Raw genomic sequence first — 23,347 nt, forward strand, 5'->3', positions numbered from 1 at the left:
GTGGGCATTTCTATCAGGTGACGAAGGCTTCGGCGATTTGGCGGGTCAGGGTGTCGCGGGCGGTGGCAAGGGATGGGCCGTACCAGGTGAGGATACGGCCTTCGACCAGGGCGACCGGAAGACCTGGGAAGGCCTCGGGGCCATCGGATCTGGTGAATACGTAGGGTTCGTCAGGGAGCAGGACGAGTTCGACATCGCGAGTCAGCTCGTCCTCGGAAACGTGCGGATAGCGCTCGGCACGGTCGGTGTGCACGAGCCGCAGGCCGAGGCGCGCTGCCAGATCGCCGGTGAAGGTGTCGTGGCCGACCACCATCCAGGGATTGCGCCAGATCGGTATGACCGTATTGCGCCGTGGTGCCGGAGATGGTGCGGACCAGGATACTTCGGCCTCGATGAGCCAGTTCGGCACGGCAGCGTCGAGCGCTTCGGTAAAAAGACGGCGCAGTGAGGCAAAGCCCTCGTCCAAGGTTTCGATTCTGGTGACCCACACCGGGATTCCCGCATCGCGCAGGCGCTGCACATCGATGCGGCGATTCTCTTCCTGATTGCACAGCACCAGATCCGGTGCGAGCTCGATGATTCGGCGGACATTCGGATTCTTGGTGCCACGAACCCGCTCGACATCCAGGTCGGCCGGATGGGTGCACCAATCCGTCACCGCGACAAGGACTTCGGGGCTACTCACGGCGACGGCCTCGGTCAGCGACGGCACCAGCGACACCACCCGACGTACCGGGCGGTCGATGGGCACGGCCGCACCCAGATCGTCGGTCATGCCAGAGCCCGACGGCACAGGACACGCAACTGTTCGAGCGGCACGGACAGGAGCGTATCGCCCGCGCCGAGAAGCGGCAGACAGCGGATCTGCACCGTCTGCTCGGCGCATCCACAGTCCATGAGCAGTGTGCGCAGCATACCGAGCCGGGTCCCGTCGACGCGCTCCTCGGCCGCGGCGACGATCGGGTCATCCGGCGCCCAGGCCTTGCCACATTGTGTTTCGCGACTGCGCTGGTACCCGGACCGGCCGCACACCACTAGCGATCCAAGGCTTCGTAGAGTGCGCGGATATCGCGCAGACCGGCCGCGGCCATCGGTTCGTCCTCGGCGATCATGCGCAGGGCGCGGCGCAGCAGGGTCGAATCCAAGTCATCGATGGCGGGGCGGAATTCGAGCTTCGGCAGGTCGGGCAGTTGGATGCGGTCCCCGTAGGGATCGTCGCAGACGGCTGGGGTCGTATCCCGTTCGATACCGATAATGAGGGTGTCCAGGTCGAGGCCGCGCAGGGTGAGGATTTCGCGAGGACGCTCATCGAGACGTTCGGCGAGCAGATAACAGACCGCGGCCACATGTTTGCACGGCCAGCCGGGATCCGGGCAGGTACAGGAGAAGTCGAGATCCGCTGCCGTTGTCGGGAGCAGATGCTCACCGAGGCTCGTCGGCAATGCGCCGGAGGCGATTTCGGCCAAAACACCCGGCGTGGTCCGGATGGTCTCGATCAGCAATCCGAGTTCCTCGTCGCGCAGCGGCCGGATGGCGAAAACCGAGGTGAACGGGCGCGGCTGGCTCCCTTGCACTTCCGCGGTGACCGCACCGGGTTCGATCCGATAGCTCACGACCTGTCCGGCCCTGGCGTAGGTGCGCCCGCGAGCGAGTCGCCCCGGTTCGGCCATCCGTTCGACCGCCTCGATCAGCGCCTTACCCCACCAGGTGCGGCCGAATCCGCCACGGCGGCTGCGTGCTTCGACCCCGCCGCGCACCGGGCGACGCTTACCGTACTTGCTGTAATCGTCGAACGGACTCAATCGCCGACCGCCTCCGCGCCGAGGGCGAAAAGCCGGTGCAGTTCGTCCGTGCTCAATTCGGTGATCCAGGTCTCGCCCGCGCCGACGGCCAGATCGGCGAGTTGGCGTTTACCGCTGATCATTTCGTCGATCTTCTCCTCGATGGTGTCGACGCAGATCAGTTTGCGCACCTGCACATTACGCTGCTGACCGATCCGGAAGGCACGATCGGTGGCCTGGTTCTCGACGGCGGGATTCCACCAACGATCCAGGTGCACGACATGGTTGGCGGCGGTGAGGTTCAAGCCGGTGCCACCGGCCTTGAGCGACAGCAACATCAGCGGTGGACCGTATGGTTCCTGGAAGCGCTCGACCATGCTGTCGCGCCGCTTCTTCGGCACACCACCGTGCAGGAATGGGATCGCCGCACCGAAGCGCTCGGTCAGATAGGGCGCGATGAGATCGCCGAATTCGCGGAACTGGGTGAACAGCAATGCCTTCTCACCGTCCGCCAGCACCGCCTCGAGCACATCCTCCACCAGGGCGAGCTTGCCGGAGCGGTGACCGCCGCGGTGCAGCACCCCGGAGCCGTCGCCGAGGAAATGCGCGGGATGGTTGCAGACCTGTTTGAGCCGGGTCAGCGCGCCGAGCACGGCACCCTTACGCGCCATACCCTTCGCGTCCTTCAGCTTGGTCATCATGTCGTCGACGACCGCCTGGTACAGCGCCGCCTGTTCGACGGTCAGATTGGCGCGCACCGTCATCTCCAGTTTCTCCGGCAGATCGCTGATGACGGCGGGATCGGTTTTCACTCGGCGCAACACGAACGGCTGCGTGACGGTGCGCAGCCGGCTGATGGCGTTCTCGTCCCGATCGCGCTCGATCGGCACGGCGAACCGGGCACGGAACGTCTGTGCGCTCCCGAGCACTTTCGGCATTGTGAAGTCGAGAATCGAGCGCAATTCCTCGAGACGGTTCTCCACCGGAGTTCCGGTGAGCGCCAAGCGATGCCGGGCGGGCAGTGCGCGCGCCGCCTTCGCCTGTCTGGTCCCCGCGTTCTTGATGTGCTGCGCCTCGTCGAGCACCACCCGATCCCACTGTTGCCGCGCCAATTCGGCTGCGTCCCTGGCCAACAGCGAGTACGTGGTGATCACCAGGTCGGCATCCGCAACAGCTTCGTCCAATTCCGTGCCGGACTTGCGGGCGACACCGTGATGCACTGATACCCGCAGATCAGGGGCGAATCGCCGCGCCTCGCGCTGCCAGTTGCCGACAACCGACATCGGGCACACGAGCAGCGTCGGTCCAGCACCGTCGGTCCCCTCGCGCTCGTGCACGAGCAAGGCCAACACCTGCACGGTCTTACCCAAACCCATGTCATCCGCCAGGATTGCGCCGACGCCATAGCGGCTCATGGTTGCGAGCCAGGCCAAACCACGCTCCTGATACGGCCGCAACTGCGCCTTCAACCCGACCGGCGCAGTCACCGGTACCGGCTCGCGAGTCCGGTCCAAAAGGTCCGCGGCCCAACCGGTTGCGCTGACCTCGGTGATCGGCACCTTCTCGACATGGCCGGTGACCAGTTCGCCGACCAGATCGGCGAAGGTGATTTCCGAATCGTCGAGATGGGCGGCGACGTAGCGGGCGGCGGCGGCCAGCACCTTGTGGTCGGCGTGCACCCATTCTCCGCGCAGCTGCACCAGATCCGATTTCGAGCGGACCAGCCTTGCCATTTCGGCCTTGGTCAGCACGGTATCGCCGAGCGCGAGTTCCCAACGGTAGGAGACGAGTCCCCGCATGCCGACGGTGCTCTCGGCGGCGGGTACGGCGCTGTCCACACGTAGCCGCATGCTGGGGGCGCTGATATTCCAGGCCCGCGGCAGCAGCAGCCGCACCCCTGCCGCCTGCAGCGCATGGGCGCCGTGTTCGACCAAGTCCGCGACCACCTCGGTCGGCAACAGCAGATCCATCGACTGCGGATCGTTCGGCAGGTCGCGCAGTCGCGGATAGGCCCGCGTCGCCTCCCCCAACTTCTCGATCGCAGTGCGGACCAGTACCGGATCGCCCAGCAGCGGAACCGGATTCGGTGCTTCACCATCGGCGCGCAGACAGACCTGCAGGCGCCATAGCGCCACCACATCGTCGACATCGGTATCGGCCTCGCCCAGCGCGATATCCCCTTCGGGCTCCAGCAGCCGAAGCACCAATTCGGGCTCGTCCCCGGTCAGACTCGCCCGCCAGCGTTCCAGCACCTCGGCCAGCTGATGGCTGCCGCCATCCAGGGCGCTGTCATCGGTCAGTGCGGCCACCAGCGGATGCGCCGACGGTGGTGGATCCAGTAGCTCCCGGACGATCGGATCGGCGAGTTCGGCGACCATATCCTCGAGCAACAGCCCCGGCTTCCCCGCGACGCGCAGTGCGGGCGGCATGGCCACCGCCAATTCCGCGAGCCAGGCACGCTGCCGCTCGCCGCCGACCAGCCGCCACCGCACCCACCACTGCCCGTCGCCGCGGCGCAGTTCGGGCGCGACCCGCCCGGCCCGCACCCACCGCTCGACTCCGTGCGCCACATGCGCGAGAAACCGCAGATCGCCCGAAACCGCATCGACCGGCAACCGTTGGCGCAGCGCGACCGCGGCCGCCGCGGGCACCATCGCATGCGCCCTGACCTGCTCGGTTTTCTCCTGCGACCCGCTGACCAGCACCAGTGCCCGATGCCGGAACTTCGACGCCGCAAGCACTCCACCCAGCGGTTCGGGTAGCGCGACGACCGGGGCCTGCTGCCAGAGCAGCAAGCCCGATCCCGGCGACCACAGACCGTGCAGCATCACCCCATCCAATCAGGCGGGTCCGACAGTGGTTGCGGCCATCCCATCGGGCCTGGGACGGGCGACAGAGAACGTGCCGATTGCTTTTCATACGGCGCAACGTAACGATGGCGACCGACCACTACTCGTGGCGCGCGAGGACCTTGCGCACGACCAGACCAACGACCAGTGCCGAGAAGGCCGCACCGATGCCGAAGAACCCGACACCGGAGGCGGCGATCAGGAACGTGACGACGCCCGCCTCGCGGTGGTGTTCGGATTTCAGGGCACCGGCGAGGGTGGCCGCGAGGGTGGCCAGCAGGGCAAGGCCCGCGACGGTTTCCAGCGTGCCCTTGGGTGCGGTGGCGATCAGGGTGACCAGCGCCGCCGAGCCGAGGGCGAGAATCAGATAACAGGCACCCGTGGTGAAGGCCGCGATCCAACGGCGTTTCGGGTCCGGATGCGCGGCGGGGGCGGCCGAGAGCGCGGCACTGATCGCAGCCAGATTGATCGCGTGCCCGCCCGCGGGCGCGCCGAGCACGGTGCCGATACCGGTGATGGACATCGAAGCGCGCCAAGGGATTTGGTAATCGAAGGACTTCATCACGGCGGTGCCTGGAATGTTCTGGGAAGCCATGGTGACGATGTAGAGCGGAATGGCGATACCGATCATCGCCTGCCAGCTCCAGTGCGGCACGGTCAGTTCGAGCGAGGGTCGCATCGCCGCGAGGTCGAGTTGCTTGTGCTGCACCGCGATACTGATGCCCGCCCCGATCGCCGCGGTCGCGAAGGCCGCGATCACGGCCCAGCGCGTGGCGAATCGCTGCAGCACCAGCCACACCACGATCACCGGCACTACCACCGCCGGACTGGCCTGCACGGCCTTCACCGGTGCCAGACACAGCGGCAGCAGTACACCGGCGAGCATGGCCTGCGCGATCTGCACCGGAATCACGGCTACCAGATTGCCGAGCCGCTGCCACAGTCCGGTGATCACGATCAGCACTCCGGTAACCGCGAACGCCCCGACGGCCGCGGCCCAGCCACCGGCGACCGCACCGGTGCCGGCGAGCAGTGCCGCGCCCGGGGTCGACCAGGCTAGCGTGATCGGCATTCGGTACCGATAACTCAGCAGCATCATCCCGACGGCCTGGGTGAGGCAGAGCACGAGCAGTCCCGACGCCGCCTGTGCCGAGGTGGCCCCGAGCGCCGTGAACCCGCTCAGGACCACCGCGAAGGAGCTGGTGAATCCGACCAGCGCGGTAACAACACCGGCCCCGATCGGCTGTGCGAGCCGCGCCTCACGATGGACCGGTGCGGGAGCGTCGGCGAGCGCCGGGGAAAGCCTGGACATTTCTGGAATACTCCCCGGTCATCAGTCCAGTTGTCACAGCCAGTCGCTGGAAACTGGACTGAATTCCGCGCATCCGGCTAAGAACTTCCCAGGGGACGCCGACCGACCAGATGTGTTCACCGCCGTCTATGCGAAAACTGCCATCGTGCGTGTTTCGAGGTTCGACGGATAAGTTGCGCCACCACCGTTGCCCATCAGTCGCCGGGTTAATTCATCCAGGGACCGGTGTTATGTGCGCTGGAACCGCCACTGCTGGGTATCGCTGGTTTGCGCGTATCGCTTCAACCCGGGCCGCTCGCTGCCGATGTCGTGGCCGGGGAGGGCGAGGACGAGTTCGCTTGCCGGCCAGGCAGCGATCCGGTGACGGTCGGGGTGTGTTTCGTCGGTCCTGATCTGCCATCCCATCGGGGTTCCACCGCACTCGACGTGTGCTCCTTCGCTCGCCTGGACCTCGCCGAGTCCGAGGCGGGCACCGGTGAGGCCGTTGGCGATGAACCAGATTCCTTCGCCGATTTCTGGCGCGCTCGATAGCAGCCAGTGCTGCCAGCCGTCTTCGACGCCCGGCTCTCCCACCACGGTGACCTGGTCGGTGCTGTCGAGTGCCAGCACGTGACCGGTGCCGACGTTGACGACGCGATACACGCCCTCGCTCAATTCAGTCATGATTCTCGTCCTCACCATGCGCGCCACCGCAACACTCATCCGCCGACACAGTCGTGTTGGCCGGTGAGTCGACCCGGCACAATCCGAGGTTCAGGTGGCTGAACTGGGGTCTGTGGTCTTCAGCGGTACAGCGGCGTGTTGTGCCTCTGCGGACGGCGTGTTCCCGCGGAGTGGGCAGCATTGAGCGCGCCGACTATGAGTTCGGGCAAAATCCCGATGCTTGGTCAGCGCGCGCAAAACCCCGGCCTGCGCCGTACCTCGGCTGCCTGCCCCCACAAGCGAACGCTGTCGTCGCCGCACCGTGGGAGTCTTAGGCTCATCCGGACGATCCTAGCTTTGTCCCGCTCCCACGGACGGCACCCGGCCTGGCAGTAGGCCGGTTCGGCTCATCCCGAAGAACATCGAGCCCAGACCGAGAAGGAGTGCGACCCCGCCGGCGACTACGTTGCTCCAGATCGTCGATGCGGTGTCGACATTGCCGCTCACGACCCAGGGAGCGATGATCGTCCATACACCGATCACTGGAGCAGCCCAGACGATGCCGTGTGTGCGGCCGTACACCGAAGCGAATCCGAGGGCCAGTATCGCCAGGGCGATTCCGACGATGAGGTTGTTCCCTGTCAATGTCGGGCGCCAGTTGAATCCGACAACCCAGGGGGAGATCGCGATATAGAGCCCGGTCAGGAACATCAGGCCGGCGACCGCTTGGGCGGCCGGCGCTTCCGAGGCGAGCTCATATTTCTCATGCTTGGCCCGCAACTCCATGATGTCGGGATGCCGGCTCATGCTCATGGCCTCACTGGTCATGTCCTGCACCACCCTTCAAAGGCAGTTTGTGAATAGAGACTGCCGAGCGGAGACGACCACAGCCCTAACCGCCCGGCCTATGCGTCATTCTATGATAATATCACGATATGATACATCAGTCCATGATGGCGGCTGATCACCTCAGTGACGCGGAGTATTCGAGACTGCTGGCGTTCCGGGCCGGGCTCCGCCGGTTCCTGCGATGGAGCGAGCAGCGGGCAGCCGATGTGGGACTCACCGCCACGCAGCATCAACTGCTGCTGGCGATTCGAGGCCATTCCCATCCAGCTGGCCCCAGCATCGGAGAAATCGCCGAGTATCTGTGCACCCGGCACCACAGCGTGGTGCAACTGATCGATCGCGCCGAGCAACTCGGTCTCGTCGTTCGCAATCGGGGGCAGGGCAAGGACCGTCGCGTCGTGCGCCTCGCGCTGACCGAGCTGGGTCGGGAAGTTCTCGCACAGCTCAGCGCGACCCATCTGGAAGAACTTCGGCGACTGGCCCCGTTCGTCGACGCGCTCGTCGACCCCACCGCGATGCCGCCCTCGGATGAGGCCTGTCCGGTTCGGTCATAGTCTCGGCGCGCCGTCGAGCCCCACATTCACCTTGGCCGAATTCTTGACGACTACATGGCAATTTGGCCACCGAAAACACGGTACTGTCGGCACTATGACCAGCGGCGACGCTTTCAGCGAGCACACTGGTAACTCACCTGGCACACCCAATACCGATGTGGCACATGACATAGACCCTGCACCCAGGCATGGCGGCTCTCACCACAATGGCCTGAATACTCGGAGAGGCGGAACACAGCGTTGTTGAGCGCGGTACTGATCTCGGCGGATGAACTTCGGGAAGTATTGGCGAACAAGCGGGTTCATCTACTCGATGTGCGTTGGGCACTCGGTGATCCAGACGGTCCACAGCATTATCTGAACGGGCACATCCCCGGCGCGGTCTTCGTCGATCTGGAGACCGAATTGGCCGCACCGCCGTCCCCGGCACGCGGGCGGCATCCACTGCCCGATCCCGCGCAGCTGGAAAAATGCGCGCGCAGCTGGGGTCTGCAGGCCGGCGATCCGGTGGTCGTCTACGACGCGACCGGCGCGATGGCGGCGGCAAGGGCCTGGTGGCTATTGCGCTGGGCCGGCATCGCGGATGTGCGAATTCTCGACGGCGGTCTGCCCGCGTGGACCAGTTCGGGCGGTGCGATCAGGACCGGCGAGGAGGCCGATCCCGAACTCGGTGATATCGAGGTGAATCCGGGTCAGCTGCCCGTCATCGATGCCGATGCGGCCGCCCAATGGCCCGGCGTCCTGCTCGACGCCCGCGCGGGCGAGCGCTACCGCGGCGAGGTGGAGCCGGTCGATCCGCAGGCAGGCCACATTCCGGGCGCGATCAGCGCACCGACCACGGAAAACCTCGACGCCGACGGCCGATTCCGCAGCATGGACGCCTTGCGAGATCGGTTCGCCGCATTCGAGTCCGAGTCGGTCGCGGTCTACTGCGGCTCCGGAGTGACCGCGGCCCACCAGGTCGCCGCGCTCGCCGCCGTAGGTATCGAGGCCGCCCTGTACCCGGGCTCGTGGTCGCAATGGTCGAACGACCCGAAACGCCCGGTCGCCACCGGGGCATAACCGAATTCCGGTCGCTACGGACACAAGCGGGCAATGTCGCTCAGCACGGCATTGTCCGCTGCGGTCACCGGTAGGTCGTATCGGGCCGCCACAGTCAGGTATTTGTCCGCATAGAAGCAATGGTTCGCACGCGCGGGCGGCAGCCATTGCGACGGTGTGCCATCCCCCTTGGCCTGGTTGGCATTCGCCGTGGTGGCCAGCAGATTCACATCGATATCGTTGGCGAAACGCACCCGCCGTTCCAGCGGCCAGTGCGCCGCACCCATATCCCAGGCCGCGGCCAGCGGATAGACGTGGTCGATCTGGACATCGCCCGCATCGGCCTTGCCGAAGGTGATCCGGTCACCGGTGTACGGATCGTCGAGAGTGCCCGCGATGACCACACAGCCGTGGGTACCGGGTCGCAAGCGCACCCCGGTCAGCTGCGCACTGAGCACGTTATTGCGGGTATCGCAGCCGTCGTGTCCGCCGGGACCGGCGTAGTCATCGGTCCATGACGGCCCGAATACGCACCGCTGTCCTTCCCGACAACCGCGCTCATAGCCGCCGGGATGTCCCCGCACGGCGACGACCCGCACCGAGGCGAGCAATCGTTCGAGCTGAACCCGGGTGGGCGTGCCCGGTGCGGGTGCGACCGATTCGCCGCCCGGATCGATGCATCCGGGCAGCGCCAACAGCGCCGCCCCGAGCAGGGCAGGCAACCATCGTCGGATGTCGGCACGCACGGCCCCAGATGTACCCGTGTGCACCGACACTCGGACAAACCAGCTGAAACGCCTCGGAAATGGAGCCGGTCAGGACTCACAGCCAGGCGCGAGCCAGCAGTTCGTCATCGGCGACTTCGCTCGCCCGCGGCGGGAATCTGGTTGCCGAAATGGACTCCGGATGCGCGCCATCGTGCCCGATCAGCCAGGAACCCCCGCGCTCCTCGCACTCGGCGATCTTCGCGAAGGTGTTGAGCAGGAACGTGACCGCTTCACGTGGGTCCAAGGTTCGGGCCAGGCGCTGCGATTCGCCCGGGCGGGACAGGTCCAGCCAGACGCCGGACTGTCCGTCCAGTCGCATGCCGACGATCTTGTCGGCATTGACAAAGGTGAATTTGCGCCGTTCCCATGGCGTGGTCGGCGTGAAGCTCTGCTCGAGTACCTGGAGCAGAATCGTCATGCTTTGCCCTCCGCTTCCGTTGATGCCCACTGCGGTTCTCATGCGATGACCAGCGGATATACCAGTATGTTCCGAAAATGGTGCCAAGGGTAGTAACGGCTCCATCTCGGCGAGTTCGCCGGAGTTATCCGGCGACCGATGAGTTCGTCGGCCGGGCCGCGTCTATATCTGCAAACGCAATATGATCAGGGAGGACTCCGATGAATACCCTGCCACCCGTTGTCGACTCCGATACCTGGCAGCGCCAACTCGACGAGTTGCGTATCCGGGAGAAGGCGGCGACCCGAGAACTCGATGCGATCGCCGCGCAGCGGCGGCGCCTGCCGATGGTTGAAATGCCCGAGTACGCCCTCGAAGGCGAGCAGGGACCGGTCCGGCTGGCGGATATCTTCGACGGCAAGTCACAGCTGATCGTCTACCACCACATGTGGTTCCCGGGCCAGACATGGCAGTGCGGTGGTTGTACCGGGTTCACTTCGCAATTCACCCGGTTGGAGTTCCTGGACAACTACGATGCCCGGTTCATCATCGTCACCCAGGGGCCGATCGGCGAGGCACTCGCGTACAAGCGGCGAGTCGGCAACAAAATGGCCTGGTATTCCACGGCGAACAGTCCATTCGGCACCGATGTGGGCGCGCCGCCCGGCGGCGGATTCGCGGTCAACGTATTCCTGCGCGACGGCGATACGGTCTATCGCACCTGGCACACCAACGGCCGCGGCACCGAGCAGCTCAGTCACAGCTTCGCGCTGATCGACGCGCTGCCGTACGGGCGGCAGGAGCAATGGCAGGACTCGCCCGAGGGTTGGCCACAATCGCCCACCTACAGCCGTTGGAGCGACTCGAAGGACATCGCCGCACACTACGGCGCCCCAGAGGCGTGATTACATCCGGCTCAATAGCGTGAGCGGATCCTCGAGCAATCCGGCGACGGTCGCGAGGAAGCGCGATGCCAGTTCACCGTCGATCATCCGGTGGTCGAAACTGATGCCGAGGGTGGTGACCCACCGGACGGCGAGTTCGTCACGGAATACCCACGGGCGCTTGCGAATCGAGCCGAGGCACAGGATCGCGGCCTCGCCCGGATTGACCAGCGGAACACCGGCGTCGACACCGAAGACGCCGACATTGGTGATGGTGAAGGTGCCACCGCGCAGATCGGTCGGGGTGGCACCACCCGAACGCGCGGTCTCGGCGAGCCAGGCGATTTCGCGGCACAGGTCGCGCAGGCTCGAGGTCTGGGCTTCCTTGAGATTGGGCACCAGCAGACCGCGTTCGGTGGCGACCGCGATGCCGAGATTCACATAGTGCTTGGTGATGATCTCCTGCTTGGCCTCGTCCCAGCATGCGTTGACACCGGGATATTCGGCGAGGGCGGCGAGTGCGGATTTGGCGACCAGGGCCAGCGGTGTCAGTACCAGCCCCTCGAAGGATTTGGTGGTGCGCAGATGGTCGAGCAGTTCCATCGATGCGGTGAAGTCGATGGTGACGAAGGTGCTGGCCTGTGGGATGGCGCGCGCGCTCGCCAGCATGGCGGCCGCGGTGCGTTTGCGGATTCCGCTGATCGGCGTGCGTTCCTCGCGAGATGCGGGGCGAGGGGTGCCCGCATCCGAATCGGTGCCCGATGGCGTCGGTGGCGCGGGCGGGCCGTCGGTGTTCGTCACCGCGGCCCGCGGCTGCGATACCGGAACCGCGCCGCGCACGTCCTCCACCGTCACGGCGCCATCGGGGCCCGAACCCGCGACGTACCAGAGGTCGATGCCGAGTTCCTTGGCTAGTTTGCGCGCCCCCGGAGTCGCCGCGGCCCGCCCCAGACCCGTCGCGACCGGTTCGGCGGTCGAACTCGCCTGCGGTGCGGTCGATTCCGTCGACGCCGGTCGGCGCCGCCGCGACACCGTCTCCCCCTCGGGCCCGTATCCGACCAGAACCGAAGTCCGCCCGTTCGCAGTTTCCTGCGCGGACGCGACCGCCAGATCATTGCGCACCCGGATCAGCGGCGCACCCACCGCGATCGTCTCGCCGGGCTGCGCGAGTAGTTCGACCACCGTCCCCGAAAACGGCGACGGCAGCGACACCACCGCCTTGGCCGTCTCCACGTCGGCGATCGTCTGATTCAGCTGCACCGTGTCACCGACACCCACCGACCACGACACCAACTCCGCGTCGGTCAGTCCCTCGCCGAGATCGGGTAGGCGGAATTCCAACATATTGCCCTGATCTTCCTCGGGGGCACGATCTTCCACTGGGGCACCTCTCAGTGAGCGGTCAGGCGGCGAGTGAGCGATCGACCGCGGCGAGAATGCGGTCCGGATCGGGCAGGTGGTGCTTTTCGAGCTTAGCCGGGGGGTAGGGGATGTCGAAGCCACCGACGCGCAGTACCGGCGCTTCCAGGTAGTAGAAGCAGCGCTCGGTGATCCGTGCGGCGATCTCGGCCCCGAGCCCGCCGAAAACCGGCGCTTCGTGTGTCACGATCAACCTGCCGGTTTTGGCCACCGAAGCCGCGATCGTGTCGACATCGATCGGCGATAAACTACGCAGATCGACCACCTCGAGCGAATGCCCCTCCTCGGCGGCGATTTTCGCGGCGGTAAGGGCCGAGGCCACGGTGCCGCCGTAGGCGACGACGGTGGCATCGGTGCCACTGACGCAGACGCGGGCGCGGTCCAGCGGCAGGGCCTCCGCATCGAAATCGACCTCGGCCTTATCCCAGTAGCGCCGCTTGGGTTCGAAGAAGATCACCGGATCATCGAGCGCGATCGCCTGGCGGATCATGAAATACGCGTCGGCGGGATTGCTCGGCGTCACGACACGCAGTCCCGCGGTGTGGGCGAAATACGCCTCCGGCGATTCCGAGTGGTGCTCCACCGAACCGATTCCGCCGCCGAACGGAATGCGAATCGTGATGGGCACGAATACCTTTCCCTGCGTGCGATAGTGGATCTTGGCGACATGCGAAACGATCTGGTCGAAGGCCGGATAGACGAAGCCGTCGAATTGAATCTCACAGACCGGCCGGTAGCCGCGCAGCGCCATTCCGAAAGCCGTTCCGATAATTCCGGATTCGGCCAGCGGCGTATCGATGACGCGGTTGTTCCCAAAATCCTTTTGCAGCGTATCGGTTACCCGGAAGACCCCGCCGAGACGTCCGATATCCTCCCCCATCAGTACGACTTTCGGATCGTCGTCCATGGCCCGTCGCAGCCCGGCATTGAGCGCTGCGGCAAAGGTCGTGATCATGTGCGAACTCCTTCCGGTCGCGCGGTGGTCTCACCGGGATCGCCGGCCAGATACGCCGCGTACTCGCTCCGCTCCTGGGTGATCAGCGGATGCGGGGTGGCATAGACATGATCGAACAGCTGTGTCGGTGCCGGATCCGGCATATCGATGGTCGCGGTGCGCACCTGGTCCGCGACTTCGTCGGCGCGCGCATCGACGTGACGCTCGAATGCCGTGTCCCACAGCTCCTCTCGCTCCAGCAGCTTGCGCAGCCGCGCGATCGGGTCGCGGCGCGCCCATTCCTCGGTCTCGGCGGTGGAACGGTAGCGGGTCGGATCGTCGGCGGTGGTGTGTGGGCCCATCCGATAGGTGAGCGCTTCGATGAACGACGGTCCGCCGCCGGTGCGGGCGCGGGCGGCGGCCTGCCTGGTGATCGCGAGAACAGCGAGCACATCGTTGCCGTCGACCTGCAGGCCGGGAATCCCGTACCCGTAGGCGCGCCGCGCGATCGGAGTCGCGCTCTGGATCCGGACGGGGGAACTGATTGCCCAGTGGTTGTTCTGGCAGAAGAAGACGACCGGCGCGCCCCAACTCGCGGCGAAGCCCAAGGCCTCGGCGAGATCGCCCTGACTCGAGGCGCCGTCACCGAAGTAGGCGATGGTCGCGATCTCCGCGCCGTCGAGATGAGCGGCGTAGGCGTAACCGGTCGCATGCAGGCCCTGCGAGCCGACGATGATGTTCGGGTTGGTCATATTGACCGCTTCGGGATCCCAGCAGGAGTGCGCGACCCCGCGCCACATCCGGGTGAGCTCGGTGGGATGGACGCCGCGGCAGTAGGCGACGGCATGCTCGCGGTAGCTGCAGAAGACGTAGTCGTCGGGGCGCAGCGCGTAGGCCGAGCCGACCTGAGCGGCTTCCTGTCCGATCATCGGCGCCCACAGTCCAAGCTGGCCCTGGCGTTGCAGGGCAGTTGCCTCGGTGTCGATCCGGCGGGTGACAACCAGGTCCGTATACATCGCGCGAAGCTGTGCGGGACCGATGTCGGCGACCAGTGCGGCGTGCTCTCGGTCCACTACGCGGCGGCCGTCGGGTTGTACCAACTGAACCGGATAGTCGGATTTGTTCGTCATTCGGGATCGCCTCCTGACTGCGGACGCAGGGCGGGTGTGCCCCATATCACATAGCATCCACGAGTAGGCGATGTGCGCAAGTGATCGCTACGCGAGTAAGCAGAATGCCCAAATATTGATCGCAACGTACTGTCATACTGCGTTGTATGACCAGTAAAGAACCGGCCGACGTGACCTTGGACGCCACCGATGCGCGGCTGTTGCTCGAGCTGGTCGCCAACCCACGCGCGACCGGTGTCGAGCTGGCGACCCGGCTCGGGTTGTCCCGCAATACCGTGCAGGCGCGGCTGTCGCGCTGGGAGGCGAACGGTGTGCTGGCCAGCTTCGAACGTCGCGTGCAACCACAGGCGCTGGGCTACCCACTGGCAGCTTTCGTCGCCGTCGTCGTCGATCAGCATCGATTGGATTCGGTGGTCGCCGAACTCGCCCGGGTACCGGAGGTGACCGAAGTGTGCGGCATGACCGGGCTGACCGATCTCACCGTCCGGGTGGTAGCGCAGGATGCGGACGATCTGTACCGGATCGCCGGGCAGATATTGAAGATTCCCGGCGTGGAGCGCACCAATATGGCATTGGTGATGCAGCAATTCGTCGGCCCACGCACAGCACCGCTGCTGCATCGCCTGGCCGCCGCCGATCGCTCGCTACGAGCCTGATCCGGTGAATACTCGCGGCACGTTCACCCAGTGACGAGGGTGGCGGCGGCGGTGCGGATTATTTCGGGGATTTCTACTGGTTTGCGCGTTTCGTTGTCTACGTAGACGTGGACGAACGTGCCGGTGGCGGCAAGTTCCAGGGCATCGTCGGCTTCGCGGAAGATGGCCAGGTCGTAGGTAATGCTGGACCGGCCGAGTCGGGAGATGCGTAATCCGACCTGGAGTTGGTCGGGGAAGCTCAGGGAGCCGTGGTACTGACAGGAGGTCTGAGCGACCACGCCGAGAGCGGGCAGTTCGCGGATATCCGTGCCGGTGGCGTGCATGAGCCAGGCGTTGACGGCGGTGTCGAAGTAGGAGTAGTACGTCACGTTGTTCACGTGACCGTAGTGGTCGTTATCGGCCCAGCGGGTCGGCATCGGCCAGAGGACTGGATACTGCGGCGTCACCAGGCCGACCATAGCTCAGCCGGAGTACTGCCCTGCCGGTGGTCGCGTGGACTCACACCGAAGTGCTTGTGTGGCACTGACCGAGTACCAACTGTCCGCCGACGTCGTCAGCCTGCTCGACTACCTGCTCGGCACGATACTGGACGGCAGAACTCCAACATCGCGGACGGCTTCCAGCGTGCTGCCGGCCGGGAGCCGAAAGATATCCGCGATTACGCCCGAGGAGAAGGCCGCCGGTGTGCGGAACATCTCAAGTCAGTGGATGGTTGTAAGCGGTAAGACCACCGCACGGACGCCGATCTCAACGGCGAGATCCGCGGAGCCCGGCCTAGGCCGATGATGTCCCGGACCGGCTCCCCGTGCGGCCACGCGATCGAACTCGAGGCGGTACCGTCGAATCGGTGGCGACCACGATGATCGATCCGCAGACCCGGGTAGCACGCGCCGCGGTATTCGTGGTGTTCGCGTTGAACGGTTTCCTGCTGGCCATGTGGGTCGTGCACATCCCGACCATTACCGACCGGACTGGGATCGCGCATTCCACGCTGGGCATGTTCATTCTCCTGCTCGCCGGTGCCGGCATTGTCGGCATGCGCATCGCGGGCCCGCTCGCCGACCGATTCGGCAGCCGGATCGTGGTGGCGGCCGCCGCAGCGATCACCTCGATATCCCTGCTCGGACCAGGACTCGCGACGGGGCCGGTGGGCCTGGCGATCGCGTTGGCCTGCTTGGGTTTCGGCAGTGGCGCGCTGGACGTTTCGATGAATACCCAAGCCGTGCACGTCGAGCGGGTTTATGACCGACCGATCATGTCGTCGTTCCACGCCTTGTTCTCCGGCGGTGGATTCCTCGGCTCGCTGCTGGGTGCCGCCGCTCAGCGCGCGGGATGGGATGTGCGCCTGAGCTTGTCGCTCGCGGCGGTGACCGGGCTGGCGATTACCGCCGCGCTCGCGCCACGCCTGCTGACGGACACCGGATCGGTTGCGCGAGAATCGAACCCGGACGCCCCCTCGGAGCGCGACCGGTACGAGCACGACCACATTCCGCAGGACCGCGGTGGCGAGTCCGAAACCATGTCATACGACGCCGCAACAGCCCCGTCGACAACCGTGACAAACCGCTCCCGAAAAGTCCTGGCGCTGGCCGCAATCGCCTTCGCCCTACTCCTCACCGAGGGCGTCGCCGCCGACTGGAGCGCTCTGCAGGTCCGTGACCACCTCGGTGTCGACGATGCCACCGCGGCCCTGGCATTCGGCGCATTCTCGTGCACCATGACCGCAGGGCGATTCACCGCCGACCGCGTCGCAGGCGCCTTCGGCCGCGTCGCAGTCGTCCGTTACGGCGCCCTGCTCGCCGCATTCGGACTGATCTTGATCATGGCTTCGGGCCGGCTGCCGCTGACGCTGTTCGGCTGGGCGCTCTGCGGCCTCGGCGTCTCCGGCGGCATCCCGCAAATCTTCACCGCCGCAGGCAATCTCGGCTCGACTACGGCGGCCACCGACATGTCGCGGGTATTCAGCCTCGGTTACCTCGGCCTGCTCGCCGGCCCCTCCATCATCGGCTGGCTGACCGATCTGGTCACACTCACCATCGCCATGGTCGTCCCGCTCGTCGCCGCCGTGTTCTGCTGCTGCTACGCGAGTGCGGTCGCGCCACCCCAGAAGTCGCGCGGCCGGATCAGCGGGCTGTAGCGCAGTCTGCGTGCATAGCACTCCGGGTCGGTAGGTTCGAGAGATGTTCGATAACAACAGGCTCGAGCGCCGGATCGATCAGCTCGAACGCAAGCTCGACGCGATCATCAAACACCTCGGACTCCCTTACGAAGACCCAGCGACACCCTATGACGAAATCGACGAACTCATTCGGCAGGGCAACAAGATTCACGCGATCAAGGTCTATCGCAGCCACACGAGTAGTAGCCTGCGGCAGGCCAAGGATGCGATCGAAGCGCGCGAACGGCAGTTGGGATGACGAAAGCCCGCTTCCGCGAACGGAAGCGGGCTTTCGTACACCGGTACTTACAGCGCTTTGAGTTCTTCGGTGACAGCTCCGACGGATTTCTTCGCGTCGCCGAAGAGCATGGAGGTGTGGTCGGCGTAGAACAGTGGGTTGTCAATACCTGCGAAACCACTATTCATCGAACGCTTCAACACGATCACGCTCTTGGCTTGGTCGACGTTGAGGACGGGCATCCCGTAGATCGGGGACGAGGAGTCCTCGCGGGCGGCGGGGTTGGTGACGTCGTTGGCGCCGATTACCAAAGCCACATCGGTGCGGGCGAATTCGCCGTTGATGTCGTCCATTTCCTTGAGCGCGTCATAGGAGACCTCGGCCTCGGCGAGCAGCACGTTCATATGGCCGGGCATGCGTCCAGCGACGGGGTGGATAGCGTATTTGACCTCGACGCCCTTGGCCTCCAACAGCGAGGCCATTTCCTTGACCGCGTGCTGGGCCTGGGCAACGGCCATACCGTAGCCGGGGACCACGATGACCTGATTGGCGTAGGCCATCTGGATCGCGGCATCCGCGGCGGATGTGGCCTTGGCCTGCTTCTGCTCACCACCACCGGCACCGGGTGCGGTGCCGCCGCCGCCGAAGCCACCGGCGACAATGGCCGGGATCGAGCGGTTCATCGCCTTGGCCATGAGGTTGGTCAGGATTGTGCCGGAGGCACCGACGATCATGCCGGCCACGATCATGGCGGTGTTGTTCAGTGCCAGACCCGCGGCGGCCGCGGACAAACCGGTCAAAGCGTTGAGCAGGGAGATGACGACCGGCATGTCGGCGCCGCCGATGGGTAGCACGACCATCAGGCCCAGTACACCGGCGAGGACGAGGACCGCGATCATCCAGTACTGGGGCACACCGTCTTTGGTGGCGCCGATCCCGATCACGACCGCCGCGGCGATCGCGCCCACCAGCAAAAGCAGGTTCAGCGGTTGCTGGAATTTGCCGACGCCGATCGGGCGTCCGGGCAGGATCTCCTGCAGCTTGCCGAAGGCGATCAGCGAACCCCAGAACGACACCGATCCGATGATCGCCGCGAACAGCGAGCCGATCACGATGTGCACGGTGGGTTGTTCGTCGAAATGCGAGAAACCCTGGGAGTTGATGAATTCCGACCACGCGATCAACGCGACCGTGCCGCCACCGACACCGTTGAACGCGGCCACCAGCTGCGGCATCGCGGTCATCTTGGTGTATTTCGCGGGCGGCACACCCAGCACGACACCGACCACGAGCCCGGCGACGATCAGAATCCAGTTCGAGGTGTGGCGGATGGAGATCAGAGTGGCCACCACGGCGATGACCATGCCCGCGGCGGCGATCAGATTGCCGCGCACGGCGGTCTTCGGACCGGTCAGGCCCATCAGACCGTAGATGAACATGCCGAAGGCGACGATGTAGAGCCCGTTGACCAGATAGGTCACATTGTCGAAGGTATGCATCACGCTGCTCCCTCTGATCGCTCGGCCACGGCAGCCTTGACCGGCGCGGCCTTCTTGCCCTTGAACATGCCCAGCATCCGGTCGGTGACCACGAAACCACCGATGACGTTCAGCGTTCCGAACACGACCGCGACGAACAGGATGATCTGGGTCAGGATCGAGGGATCCGCCACATTGCCAAGGGTTACCAACGCGCCGAGCACGACGATGCCGTGAATGGCGTTGGTACCCGACATCAAAGGCGTGTGCAGGGTATTGGGGACCTTGGAGATGACGGCGAACCCGACGAACCCGGACAACACCAGGATCGCGATATTGGCTAGCAGTTCGGTGTACATCAGGCATCCACCTCACGAGTGACGCAGGAATCGGCGAGCACCTGATCGGAGAAGTCGGGCGCGAGTTTCCCGTCGACCAACATCAACTCCAACAGTGCCGCAATATTCTTCGAGTACAGCTCCGAGGCATGCTCGGGCATGGTCGCGGGCAGATTCAGCGGCGAGGCGATCGTCACCTCGTGCTTGACCACCGTCTCGCCTGGTTCGGTCAGCTCACAGTTGCCGCCGGTCTCACCGGCCAGATCCACGATCACACTGCCGGGCTTCATGCCCTCCACCGCCGCCGCGGTCACCAGCCGCGGCGCGGGGCGACCCGGCACCAACGCGGTAGTGATCACCACGTCGAAACCCTTGATCGCATCCTCGAGCGCCCGCTGCTGTTCGGCCTTCTCCGCATCAGTGAGTTCACGGGCGTACCCGCCCTCACCGGCGGCGTCGATACCCAGATCCAGCCACTGCGCACCCACCGACCGCACCTGATCGGCGACCTCGGGACGCACGTCATACCCGGTGGTCCGGCCACCCAGACGCTTGGCCGTCGCCAGCGCCTGCAGACCCGCCACGCCCACACCGAGCACCAGCACGGTCGCGGGCTTCACCGTGCCCGCCGCGGTGGTCAGCATCGGGAAGAATCGCGTCGATTCCGACGCGGCCAGCAGCACGGCCTTATAACCGGCCACATTGGCCTGCGACGACAACGCGTCCATCACCTGAGCACGCGAAATACGCGGAATCGCCTCTACGGCGAAAGCGTGTACCCCGGCCACCTTCAGCGCCGGAATCTGGTTCTCGGCATTGCGCGGGGCGAGGAAGCCGATCAGGGTCTGCCCGCTGGTCAGCTTCGCCACCTCGGCGTCACCGGGCGGAGCGACCTTCACCACCACATCGGCCGACCACGGATCACCGATGGTCGCGCCCGCATCTTCGTAGGCCGCGTCCGGAATGAGCGCGCCGACCCCGGCACCCGCTTCGACCACCACCTCGACCCCCTGCTTCAGCAGGCTCGGAATGATCTTCGGCACCAAAGCGACACGCCGCTCGCCCGCGTTTGACTCGCGAACGACTCCGACACGCGCTCCGCGCGGCGATTCGTCGCCTACGCTCTGCGTTGTCTCCACTTGTCAGACTTCCTTCTCTGGCTGAGCTTCACGCAACCGGTCGACCGCCGGACGATGTTACTTTGGAGTAAGTTCGTCCAAATTCTCGCAAACTGTACCCGGCTCGCGGTGAGCGTAGCTGAGATGCTGGTCACAAGCTGCGGCCAGATTCCGCCGTTTTGTCGGATTCGTGACCAACACCAAGGTTGGAAGCCTGGTCGATGCGATGCAATACCCCGGATAGTGACATGCGTCATGCTCAGTCTGTTGCCCGGGGGCCCTACGCCGTATGGTCGGCGGTGTGAACGACTGCGTCTTCTGCCGCATCGCGGCAGGACAGGCCCCGGCGACCAAGGTCTACGAGGATGACACGCTCTGCGCATTCCTGGATATTCGTCCGATCGCCCGCGGCCACACCCTGATCATCCCGAAACGACACGCATCCGAACTTGCGGAGCTGGACGCCGACTCGGGCGCGCACATCTTCCGCGCCGGACATCGGCTCGCACTCGCGATCCGACGCAGCGAGCTGGCCGCCGACGGTGCGAATCTCGTCCTCAATGACGGCACCGCTGCCTTCCAGACGGTTCCGCATGTCCACCTGCACGTGATACCGCGCCGGCACGGCGACAAACTGAGCATGGCCGCCGGGCTGCTGCTGCGGCGCCCACACGATCCGCAGACCACAGCGGCCGCCATCCGCGCCGGAATATCGGCATTGGAAAACGCAGGCGAGACCAGCGCCGAGCAGGGATCGCGAGGATGACCGACTCGCCCCAGGACCGGACCGAACTGACCGGCCTGCTGTCGGAGCAATGGGAGGCGATCGCGACACTGGTCGCCGATCTCGATGAAGAGCGTTGGCGCACATCGTCTCCGCTGCCGGGCTGGTCGCTGTTCGATGTGGTCGCACACGTGGTCGGCACGGAATCCTGGCTGCTCGGTGAGCACCCACCCGCACACGATCCGATCCGGCCCGAAACCGATATGCAGACGCTGCCGCATGTGCGCAACGAGACCGGCGTGTTCAACGAGATCTGGGTCGACAGGCTGCGGCCGCTGTCGGGTAGGCGACTGCTCGAGCTGTATCGCGAGGTCACCGAGCGCAGGCGCGCGGCACTGGCATCATTCGGTGACGCGCAATGGCAGGCCGAGACCGTATCCCCGATCGGCAAAGTCAGCTATGGCCGGTTCATGCGGGTGCGGCTGTTCGACTGCTGGGTGCACGAACTGGATATCGCCGACGGGCTCGGCGTTTCGATCGACGAGGGCGGGCCGCGCGCCGCGCGCGCCTTCGGCGAACTCACCGCCAGCATCGGGCGAGCGGTCGCGAAGGGTGCGGGAGCGCCGGACGGAACACGCATCACCATCGAGCTGACCGGCCCGTTACCGCAGACACTGCACGTCGCGATGGACGGCCGCGCCACTGTCGTCGAGGAACTGGACGCACCCGCCACCGTGGTGGTTCGGATGGACTCGGGCCTGTTCGCCCGACTGCGCGGCGGACGCACCACGGCGGATGCGCACGAGGGCGAATTCACCATCTCCGGCGACGTGGCACTCGGCAACCGACTGGTGCGCAGTCTGGCCTTCACCATCTGAGCCCCGGTGCGACTTTTCCTGTCCAGCTACCGATTCGGCGGACACTACGACCGGCTCGCCGCGCTCGTCGGCGAGCCGGGCCGAGTCGCGGTGATTCCCAACGCATGTGACGCCTGGCCTGCGGCCTGGGCGGCTGCGGTCACCAGTGACATGACCCCGCTGCGCAAACTCGGCTACACCCCCGAGGTGCTGGATCTGCGCGAATTCGTCGGACGGGCAACCGAACTGGAAACCACCCTGGCGAAATACCCACTGGTGTGGGTGCGCGGCGGCAATACTTTCGTGTTGCGCGCCCAATTCGCCCGCAGCGGAGCCGATTTCGTACTGCCGAAGCTGCTCGACGCCGATGCGCTGGTGTACGCCGGGTACAGCGCTGGCGCCTGTCTGCTGACTCCGGATCTGCGCGGTCTGGAGTCCGCCGATGATCCGGCCGAGGTCGAACCGGCCTGCGGCATCGAACCGCTGTGGGATGGGCTGGGATTGGTCGACCATCGCATCGTGGCGCATCTGGACTCGGCGACCGATCCGGACGGTATATCCGCGGCACTGGCCGCCCGCTATCGAGCCGAGGGGATCGCACACTGGGCGCTCACCGACAACGATGTCGTCGTGGTCGACGGCGACAATATCGAGATCTTGCGGTAGGCGAAACCAATCCGCCGATCACGTGCGAATGATCAGGCCGACGGGGACATGACGACGGCGTCACTGCGGCGGAATACCACCCAGCGCATCGCGCTGTACATATAGACCGCCTCGCAGGCCCCCGCCAGCAACCGCGACAGATGGTATTCCAAGCCCAGCGCGGCCAGTCCGCTACCGACGCCGAGGATGAAGGCGAGGTAATTGATCACGACCACCACCACGTACACCACGGCCTGCCTGCCGACGGGCGCGTGCGAGTGGAAGTTGAACGTGCGATTGAGGACGAAGCTGAGCCCGAACGCGCACATATAGGCCACCGTGACCGACAGCCATACGGGCAGTCCCAACCAGCCGTGCAGCACTGTGAGCAGCGCCAGGTCGATTCCGAAGGTGAAACCGTTGATCAGCGCGAAGCCCAGAAACGTCGGGGCGACAAGGTGATTCAACCCCGACGGCAGCCGCGCGACGACGGCTTCGCACCAGCGGGAGAAGCCCGCCACCAGGGACTCGGTGCTCGTCACGCCGCCAGCATGCCAGCGGTAGGTGTCCATCAGG

At 65.5% G+C, this 23,347-nt stretch carries 27 protein-coding genes; 10 read left to right on the plus strand and 17 right to left on the minus strand.

Features of this window, described 5'->3' with window-relative positions:
- Nucleotides 1-13: 13 nt before the first annotated feature.
- The 7 genes from ACW2Q0_RS17265 to ACW2Q0_RS17295 form a co-directional block, all read right to left on the minus strand.
- The gene (locus ACW2Q0_RS17265; RefSeq protein ID WP_457191266.1) at nt 14-775 is read right to left on the minus strand and encodes a helical backbone metal receptor; all 762 of its coding nucleotides are present in this window, start codon (nt 773-775) and stop codon (nt 14-16) included.
- Entirely contained in the window at nt 772-1,035 is a 264-nt protein-coding gene (locus ACW2Q0_RS17270; RefSeq protein WP_457191268.1) for a hypothetical protein, read from the minus strand. Before ACW2Q0_RS17270 ends, ACW2Q0_RS17265 begins: the two co-directional genes overlap by 4 nt.
- Entirely contained in the window at nt 1,035-1,802 is a 768-nt protein-coding gene (locus ACW2Q0_RS17275) for an SWIM zinc finger family protein (RefSeq protein WP_457191270.1), read from the minus strand. Before ACW2Q0_RS17275 ends, ACW2Q0_RS17270 begins: the two co-directional genes overlap by 1 nt.
- Nucleotides 1,799-4,609, minus strand: coding sequence for a DEAD/DEAH box helicase (locus tag ACW2Q0_RS17280; protein WP_457191272.1), 2,811 nt, complete (start codon nt 4,607-4,609; stop codon nt 1,799-1,801). Before ACW2Q0_RS17280 ends, ACW2Q0_RS17275 begins: the two co-directional genes overlap by 4 nt.
- Nucleotides 4,610-4,730: 121 nt before the next feature.
- On the minus strand, nt 4,731-5,942 hold the full coding sequence (locus ACW2Q0_RS17285; RefSeq protein ID WP_457191274.1) for a benzoate/H(+) symporter BenE family transporter: 1,212 nt from the start codon (nt 5,940-5,942) through the stop codon (nt 4,731-4,733).
- Nucleotides 5,943-6,170: 228 nt separating this feature from the next.
- Nucleotides 6,171-6,605: an RICIN domain-containing protein gene (locus ACW2Q0_RS17290; RefSeq protein WP_457191276.1), complete on the minus strand. Its 435-nt coding sequence runs from the start codon at nt 6,603-6,605 to the stop codon at nt 6,171-6,173.
- Between the two features lie 330 nt (nt 6,606-6,935).
- Nucleotides 6,936-7,412 carry an SPW repeat protein gene (locus ACW2Q0_RS17295; RefSeq protein WP_457191278.1) on the minus strand — a complete coding sequence of 159 codons (477 nt, stop codon included), beginning with the start codon at nt 7,410-7,412 and terminating at the stop codon, nt 6,936-6,938.
- Between the two features lie 107 nt (nt 7,413-7,519).
- On the opposite strand from ACW2Q0_RS17295, the gene ACW2Q0_RS17300 reads away from it, so the two are divergent.
- Both ACW2Q0_RS17300 and ACW2Q0_RS17305 read left to right on the plus strand, forming a co-directional pair.
- A complete protein-coding gene (locus tag ACW2Q0_RS17300; protein WP_457191280.1) occupies nt 7,520-7,987 on the plus strand; it encodes a MarR family winged helix-turn-helix transcriptional regulator in 468 nt (155 codons plus the stop codon).
- Nucleotides 7,988-8,242: 255 nt separating this feature from the next.
- Nucleotides 8,243-9,049 carry a sulfurtransferase gene (locus ACW2Q0_RS17305; protein ID WP_457191553.1) on the plus strand — a complete coding sequence of 269 codons (807 nt, stop codon included), beginning with the start codon at nt 8,243-8,245 and terminating at the stop codon, nt 9,047-9,049.
- Nucleotides 9,050-9,063: 14 nt separating this feature from the next.
- Here ACW2Q0_RS17305 and ACW2Q0_RS17310 read toward each other — a convergent pair whose 3' ends face one another.
- Both ACW2Q0_RS17310 and ACW2Q0_RS17315 read right to left on the minus strand, forming a co-directional pair.
- On the minus strand, nt 9,064-9,774 hold the full coding sequence (locus ACW2Q0_RS17310; protein ID WP_457191282.1) for an HNH endonuclease family protein: 711 nt from the start codon (nt 9,772-9,774) through the stop codon (nt 9,064-9,066).
- A gap of 76 nt (nt 9,775-9,850) precedes the next feature.
- Nucleotides 9,851-10,213: a hypothetical protein gene (locus tag ACW2Q0_RS17315; RefSeq protein ID WP_457191284.1), complete on the minus strand. Its 363-nt coding sequence runs from the start codon at nt 10,211-10,213 to the stop codon at nt 9,851-9,853.
- Between the two features lie 200 nt (nt 10,214-10,413).
- Here ACW2Q0_RS17315 and ACW2Q0_RS17320 point away from each other — a divergent pair, with 200 nt between their 5' ends.
- On the plus strand, nt 10,414-11,097 hold the full coding sequence (locus ACW2Q0_RS17320; protein WP_457191286.1) for a DUF899 domain-containing protein: 684 nt from the start codon (nt 10,414-10,416) through the stop codon (nt 11,095-11,097).
- On the opposite strand, the gene ACW2Q0_RS17325 is transcribed toward ACW2Q0_RS17320, so the two are convergent.
- The 3 genes from ACW2Q0_RS17325 to pdhA are packed head-to-tail and all read right to left on the minus strand — an operon-like array spanning nt 11,098 to nt 14,559.
- The gene (locus ACW2Q0_RS17325) at nt 11,098-12,420 is read right to left on the minus strand and encodes a dihydrolipoamide acetyltransferase family protein (RefSeq protein ID WP_457191555.1); all 1,323 of its coding nucleotides are present in this window, start codon (nt 12,418-12,420) and stop codon (nt 11,098-11,100) included.
- A 58-nt stretch (nt 12,421-12,478) separates the two neighbouring features.
- Nucleotides 12,479-13,450, minus strand: coding sequence for an alpha-ketoacid dehydrogenase subunit beta (locus tag ACW2Q0_RS17330; RefSeq protein WP_457191288.1), 972 nt, complete (start codon nt 13,448-13,450; stop codon nt 12,479-12,481).
- Nucleotides 13,447-14,559, minus strand: a complete 1,113-nt coding sequence (gene pdhA / locus ACW2Q0_RS17335) for a pyruvate dehydrogenase (acetyl-transferring) E1 component subunit alpha (protein ID WP_457191290.1) — start codon at nt 14,557-14,559, stop codon at nt 13,447-13,449. Before pdhA ends, ACW2Q0_RS17330 begins: the two co-directional genes overlap by 4 nt.
- A gap of 146 nt (nt 14,560-14,705) precedes the next feature.
- On the opposite strand from pdhA, the gene ACW2Q0_RS17340 reads away from it, so the two are divergent.
- Entirely contained in the window at nt 14,706-15,215 is a 510-nt protein-coding gene (locus ACW2Q0_RS17340) for an Lrp/AsnC family transcriptional regulator (protein ID WP_457191292.1), read from the plus strand.
- Between the two features lie 23 nt (nt 15,216-15,238).
- On the opposite strand, the gene ACW2Q0_RS17345 is transcribed toward ACW2Q0_RS17340, so the two are convergent.
- Nucleotides 15,239-15,673 carry an acyl-CoA thioesterase gene (locus ACW2Q0_RS17345; RefSeq protein ID WP_457191294.1) on the minus strand — a complete coding sequence of 145 codons (435 nt, stop codon included), beginning with the start codon at nt 15,671-15,673 and terminating at the stop codon, nt 15,239-15,241.
- A gap of 58 nt (nt 15,674-15,731) precedes the next feature.
- Between ACW2Q0_RS17345 and ACW2Q0_RS17350 the strand changes: the two genes are divergently transcribed.
- From ACW2Q0_RS17350 to ACW2Q0_RS17360, 3 genes are all read left to right on the plus strand, one after another.
- Nucleotides 15,732-16,001 carry a hypothetical protein gene (locus ACW2Q0_RS17350; RefSeq protein WP_457191296.1) on the plus strand — a complete coding sequence of 90 codons (270 nt, stop codon included), beginning with the start codon at nt 15,732-15,734 and terminating at the stop codon, nt 15,999-16,001.
- Nucleotides 16,002-16,074: 73 nt separating this feature from the next.
- Nucleotides 16,075-17,352, plus strand: coding sequence for an MFS transporter (locus ACW2Q0_RS17355; protein ID WP_457191298.1), 1,278 nt, complete (start codon nt 16,075-16,077; stop codon nt 17,350-17,352).
- A gap of 43 nt (nt 17,353-17,395) precedes the next feature.
- A complete protein-coding gene (locus ACW2Q0_RS17360) occupies nt 17,396-17,632 on the plus strand; it encodes a hypothetical protein (RefSeq protein WP_457191300.1) in 237 nt (78 codons plus the stop codon).
- Nucleotides 17,633-17,679: 47 nt separating this feature from the next.
- Here ACW2Q0_RS17360 and ACW2Q0_RS17365 read toward each other — a convergent pair whose 3' ends face one another.
- The 3 genes from ACW2Q0_RS17365 to ACW2Q0_RS17375 are packed head-to-tail and all read right to left on the minus strand — an operon-like array spanning nt 17,680 to nt 20,566.
- Nucleotides 17,680-19,110: an NAD(P)(+) transhydrogenase (Re/Si-specific) subunit beta gene (locus tag ACW2Q0_RS17365; protein WP_457191302.1), complete on the minus strand. Its 1,431-nt coding sequence runs from the start codon at nt 19,108-19,110 to the stop codon at nt 17,680-17,682.
- The gene (locus ACW2Q0_RS17370; protein WP_457191304.1) at nt 19,110-19,448 is read right to left on the minus strand and encodes an NAD(P) transhydrogenase subunit alpha; all 339 of its coding nucleotides are present in this window, start codon (nt 19,446-19,448) and stop codon (nt 19,110-19,112) included. Before ACW2Q0_RS17370 ends, ACW2Q0_RS17365 begins: the two co-directional genes overlap by 1 nt.
- Nucleotides 19,448-20,566: a Re/Si-specific NAD(P)(+) transhydrogenase subunit alpha gene (locus tag ACW2Q0_RS17375; RefSeq protein WP_457191306.1), complete on the minus strand. Its 1,119-nt coding sequence runs from the start codon at nt 20,564-20,566 to the stop codon at nt 19,448-19,450. The genes ACW2Q0_RS17370 and ACW2Q0_RS17375 overlap by 1 nt, the downstream gene beginning before the upstream one ends.
- Before the next feature lie 280 nt (nt 20,567-20,846).
- Here ACW2Q0_RS17375 and ACW2Q0_RS17380 point away from each other — a divergent pair, with 280 nt between their 5' ends.
- Genes ACW2Q0_RS17380 through ACW2Q0_RS17390 form a run of 3 tightly spaced genes read left to right on the plus strand, consistent with a single transcriptional unit; the run spans nt 20,847 to nt 22,792 of the window.
- Nucleotides 20,847-21,311 carry an HIT family protein gene (locus ACW2Q0_RS17380; protein WP_457191308.1) on the plus strand — a complete coding sequence of 155 codons (465 nt, stop codon included), beginning with the start codon at nt 20,847-20,849 and terminating at the stop codon, nt 21,309-21,311.
- On the plus strand, nt 21,308-22,147 hold the full coding sequence (locus ACW2Q0_RS17385) for a maleylpyruvate isomerase family mycothiol-dependent enzyme (RefSeq protein ID WP_457191310.1): 840 nt from the start codon (nt 21,308-21,310) through the stop codon (nt 22,145-22,147). Before ACW2Q0_RS17380 ends, ACW2Q0_RS17385 begins: the two co-directional genes overlap by 4 nt.
- Before the next feature lie 6 nt (nt 22,148-22,153).
- A complete protein-coding gene (locus tag ACW2Q0_RS17390) occupies nt 22,154-22,792 on the plus strand; it encodes a Type 1 glutamine amidotransferase-like domain-containing protein (protein WP_457191312.1) in 639 nt (212 codons plus the stop codon).
- A 32-nt stretch (nt 22,793-22,824) separates the two neighbouring features.
- On the opposite strand, the gene ACW2Q0_RS17395 is transcribed toward ACW2Q0_RS17390, so the two are convergent.
- Nucleotides 22,825-23,343, minus strand: a complete 519-nt coding sequence (locus tag ACW2Q0_RS17395) for a GtrA family protein (protein ID WP_457191314.1) — start codon at nt 23,341-23,343, stop codon at nt 22,825-22,827.
- Nucleotides 23,344-23,347 lie beyond the last annotated feature (4 nt).

It is taken from the genome of Nocardia citri (genome assembly GCF_054065835.1).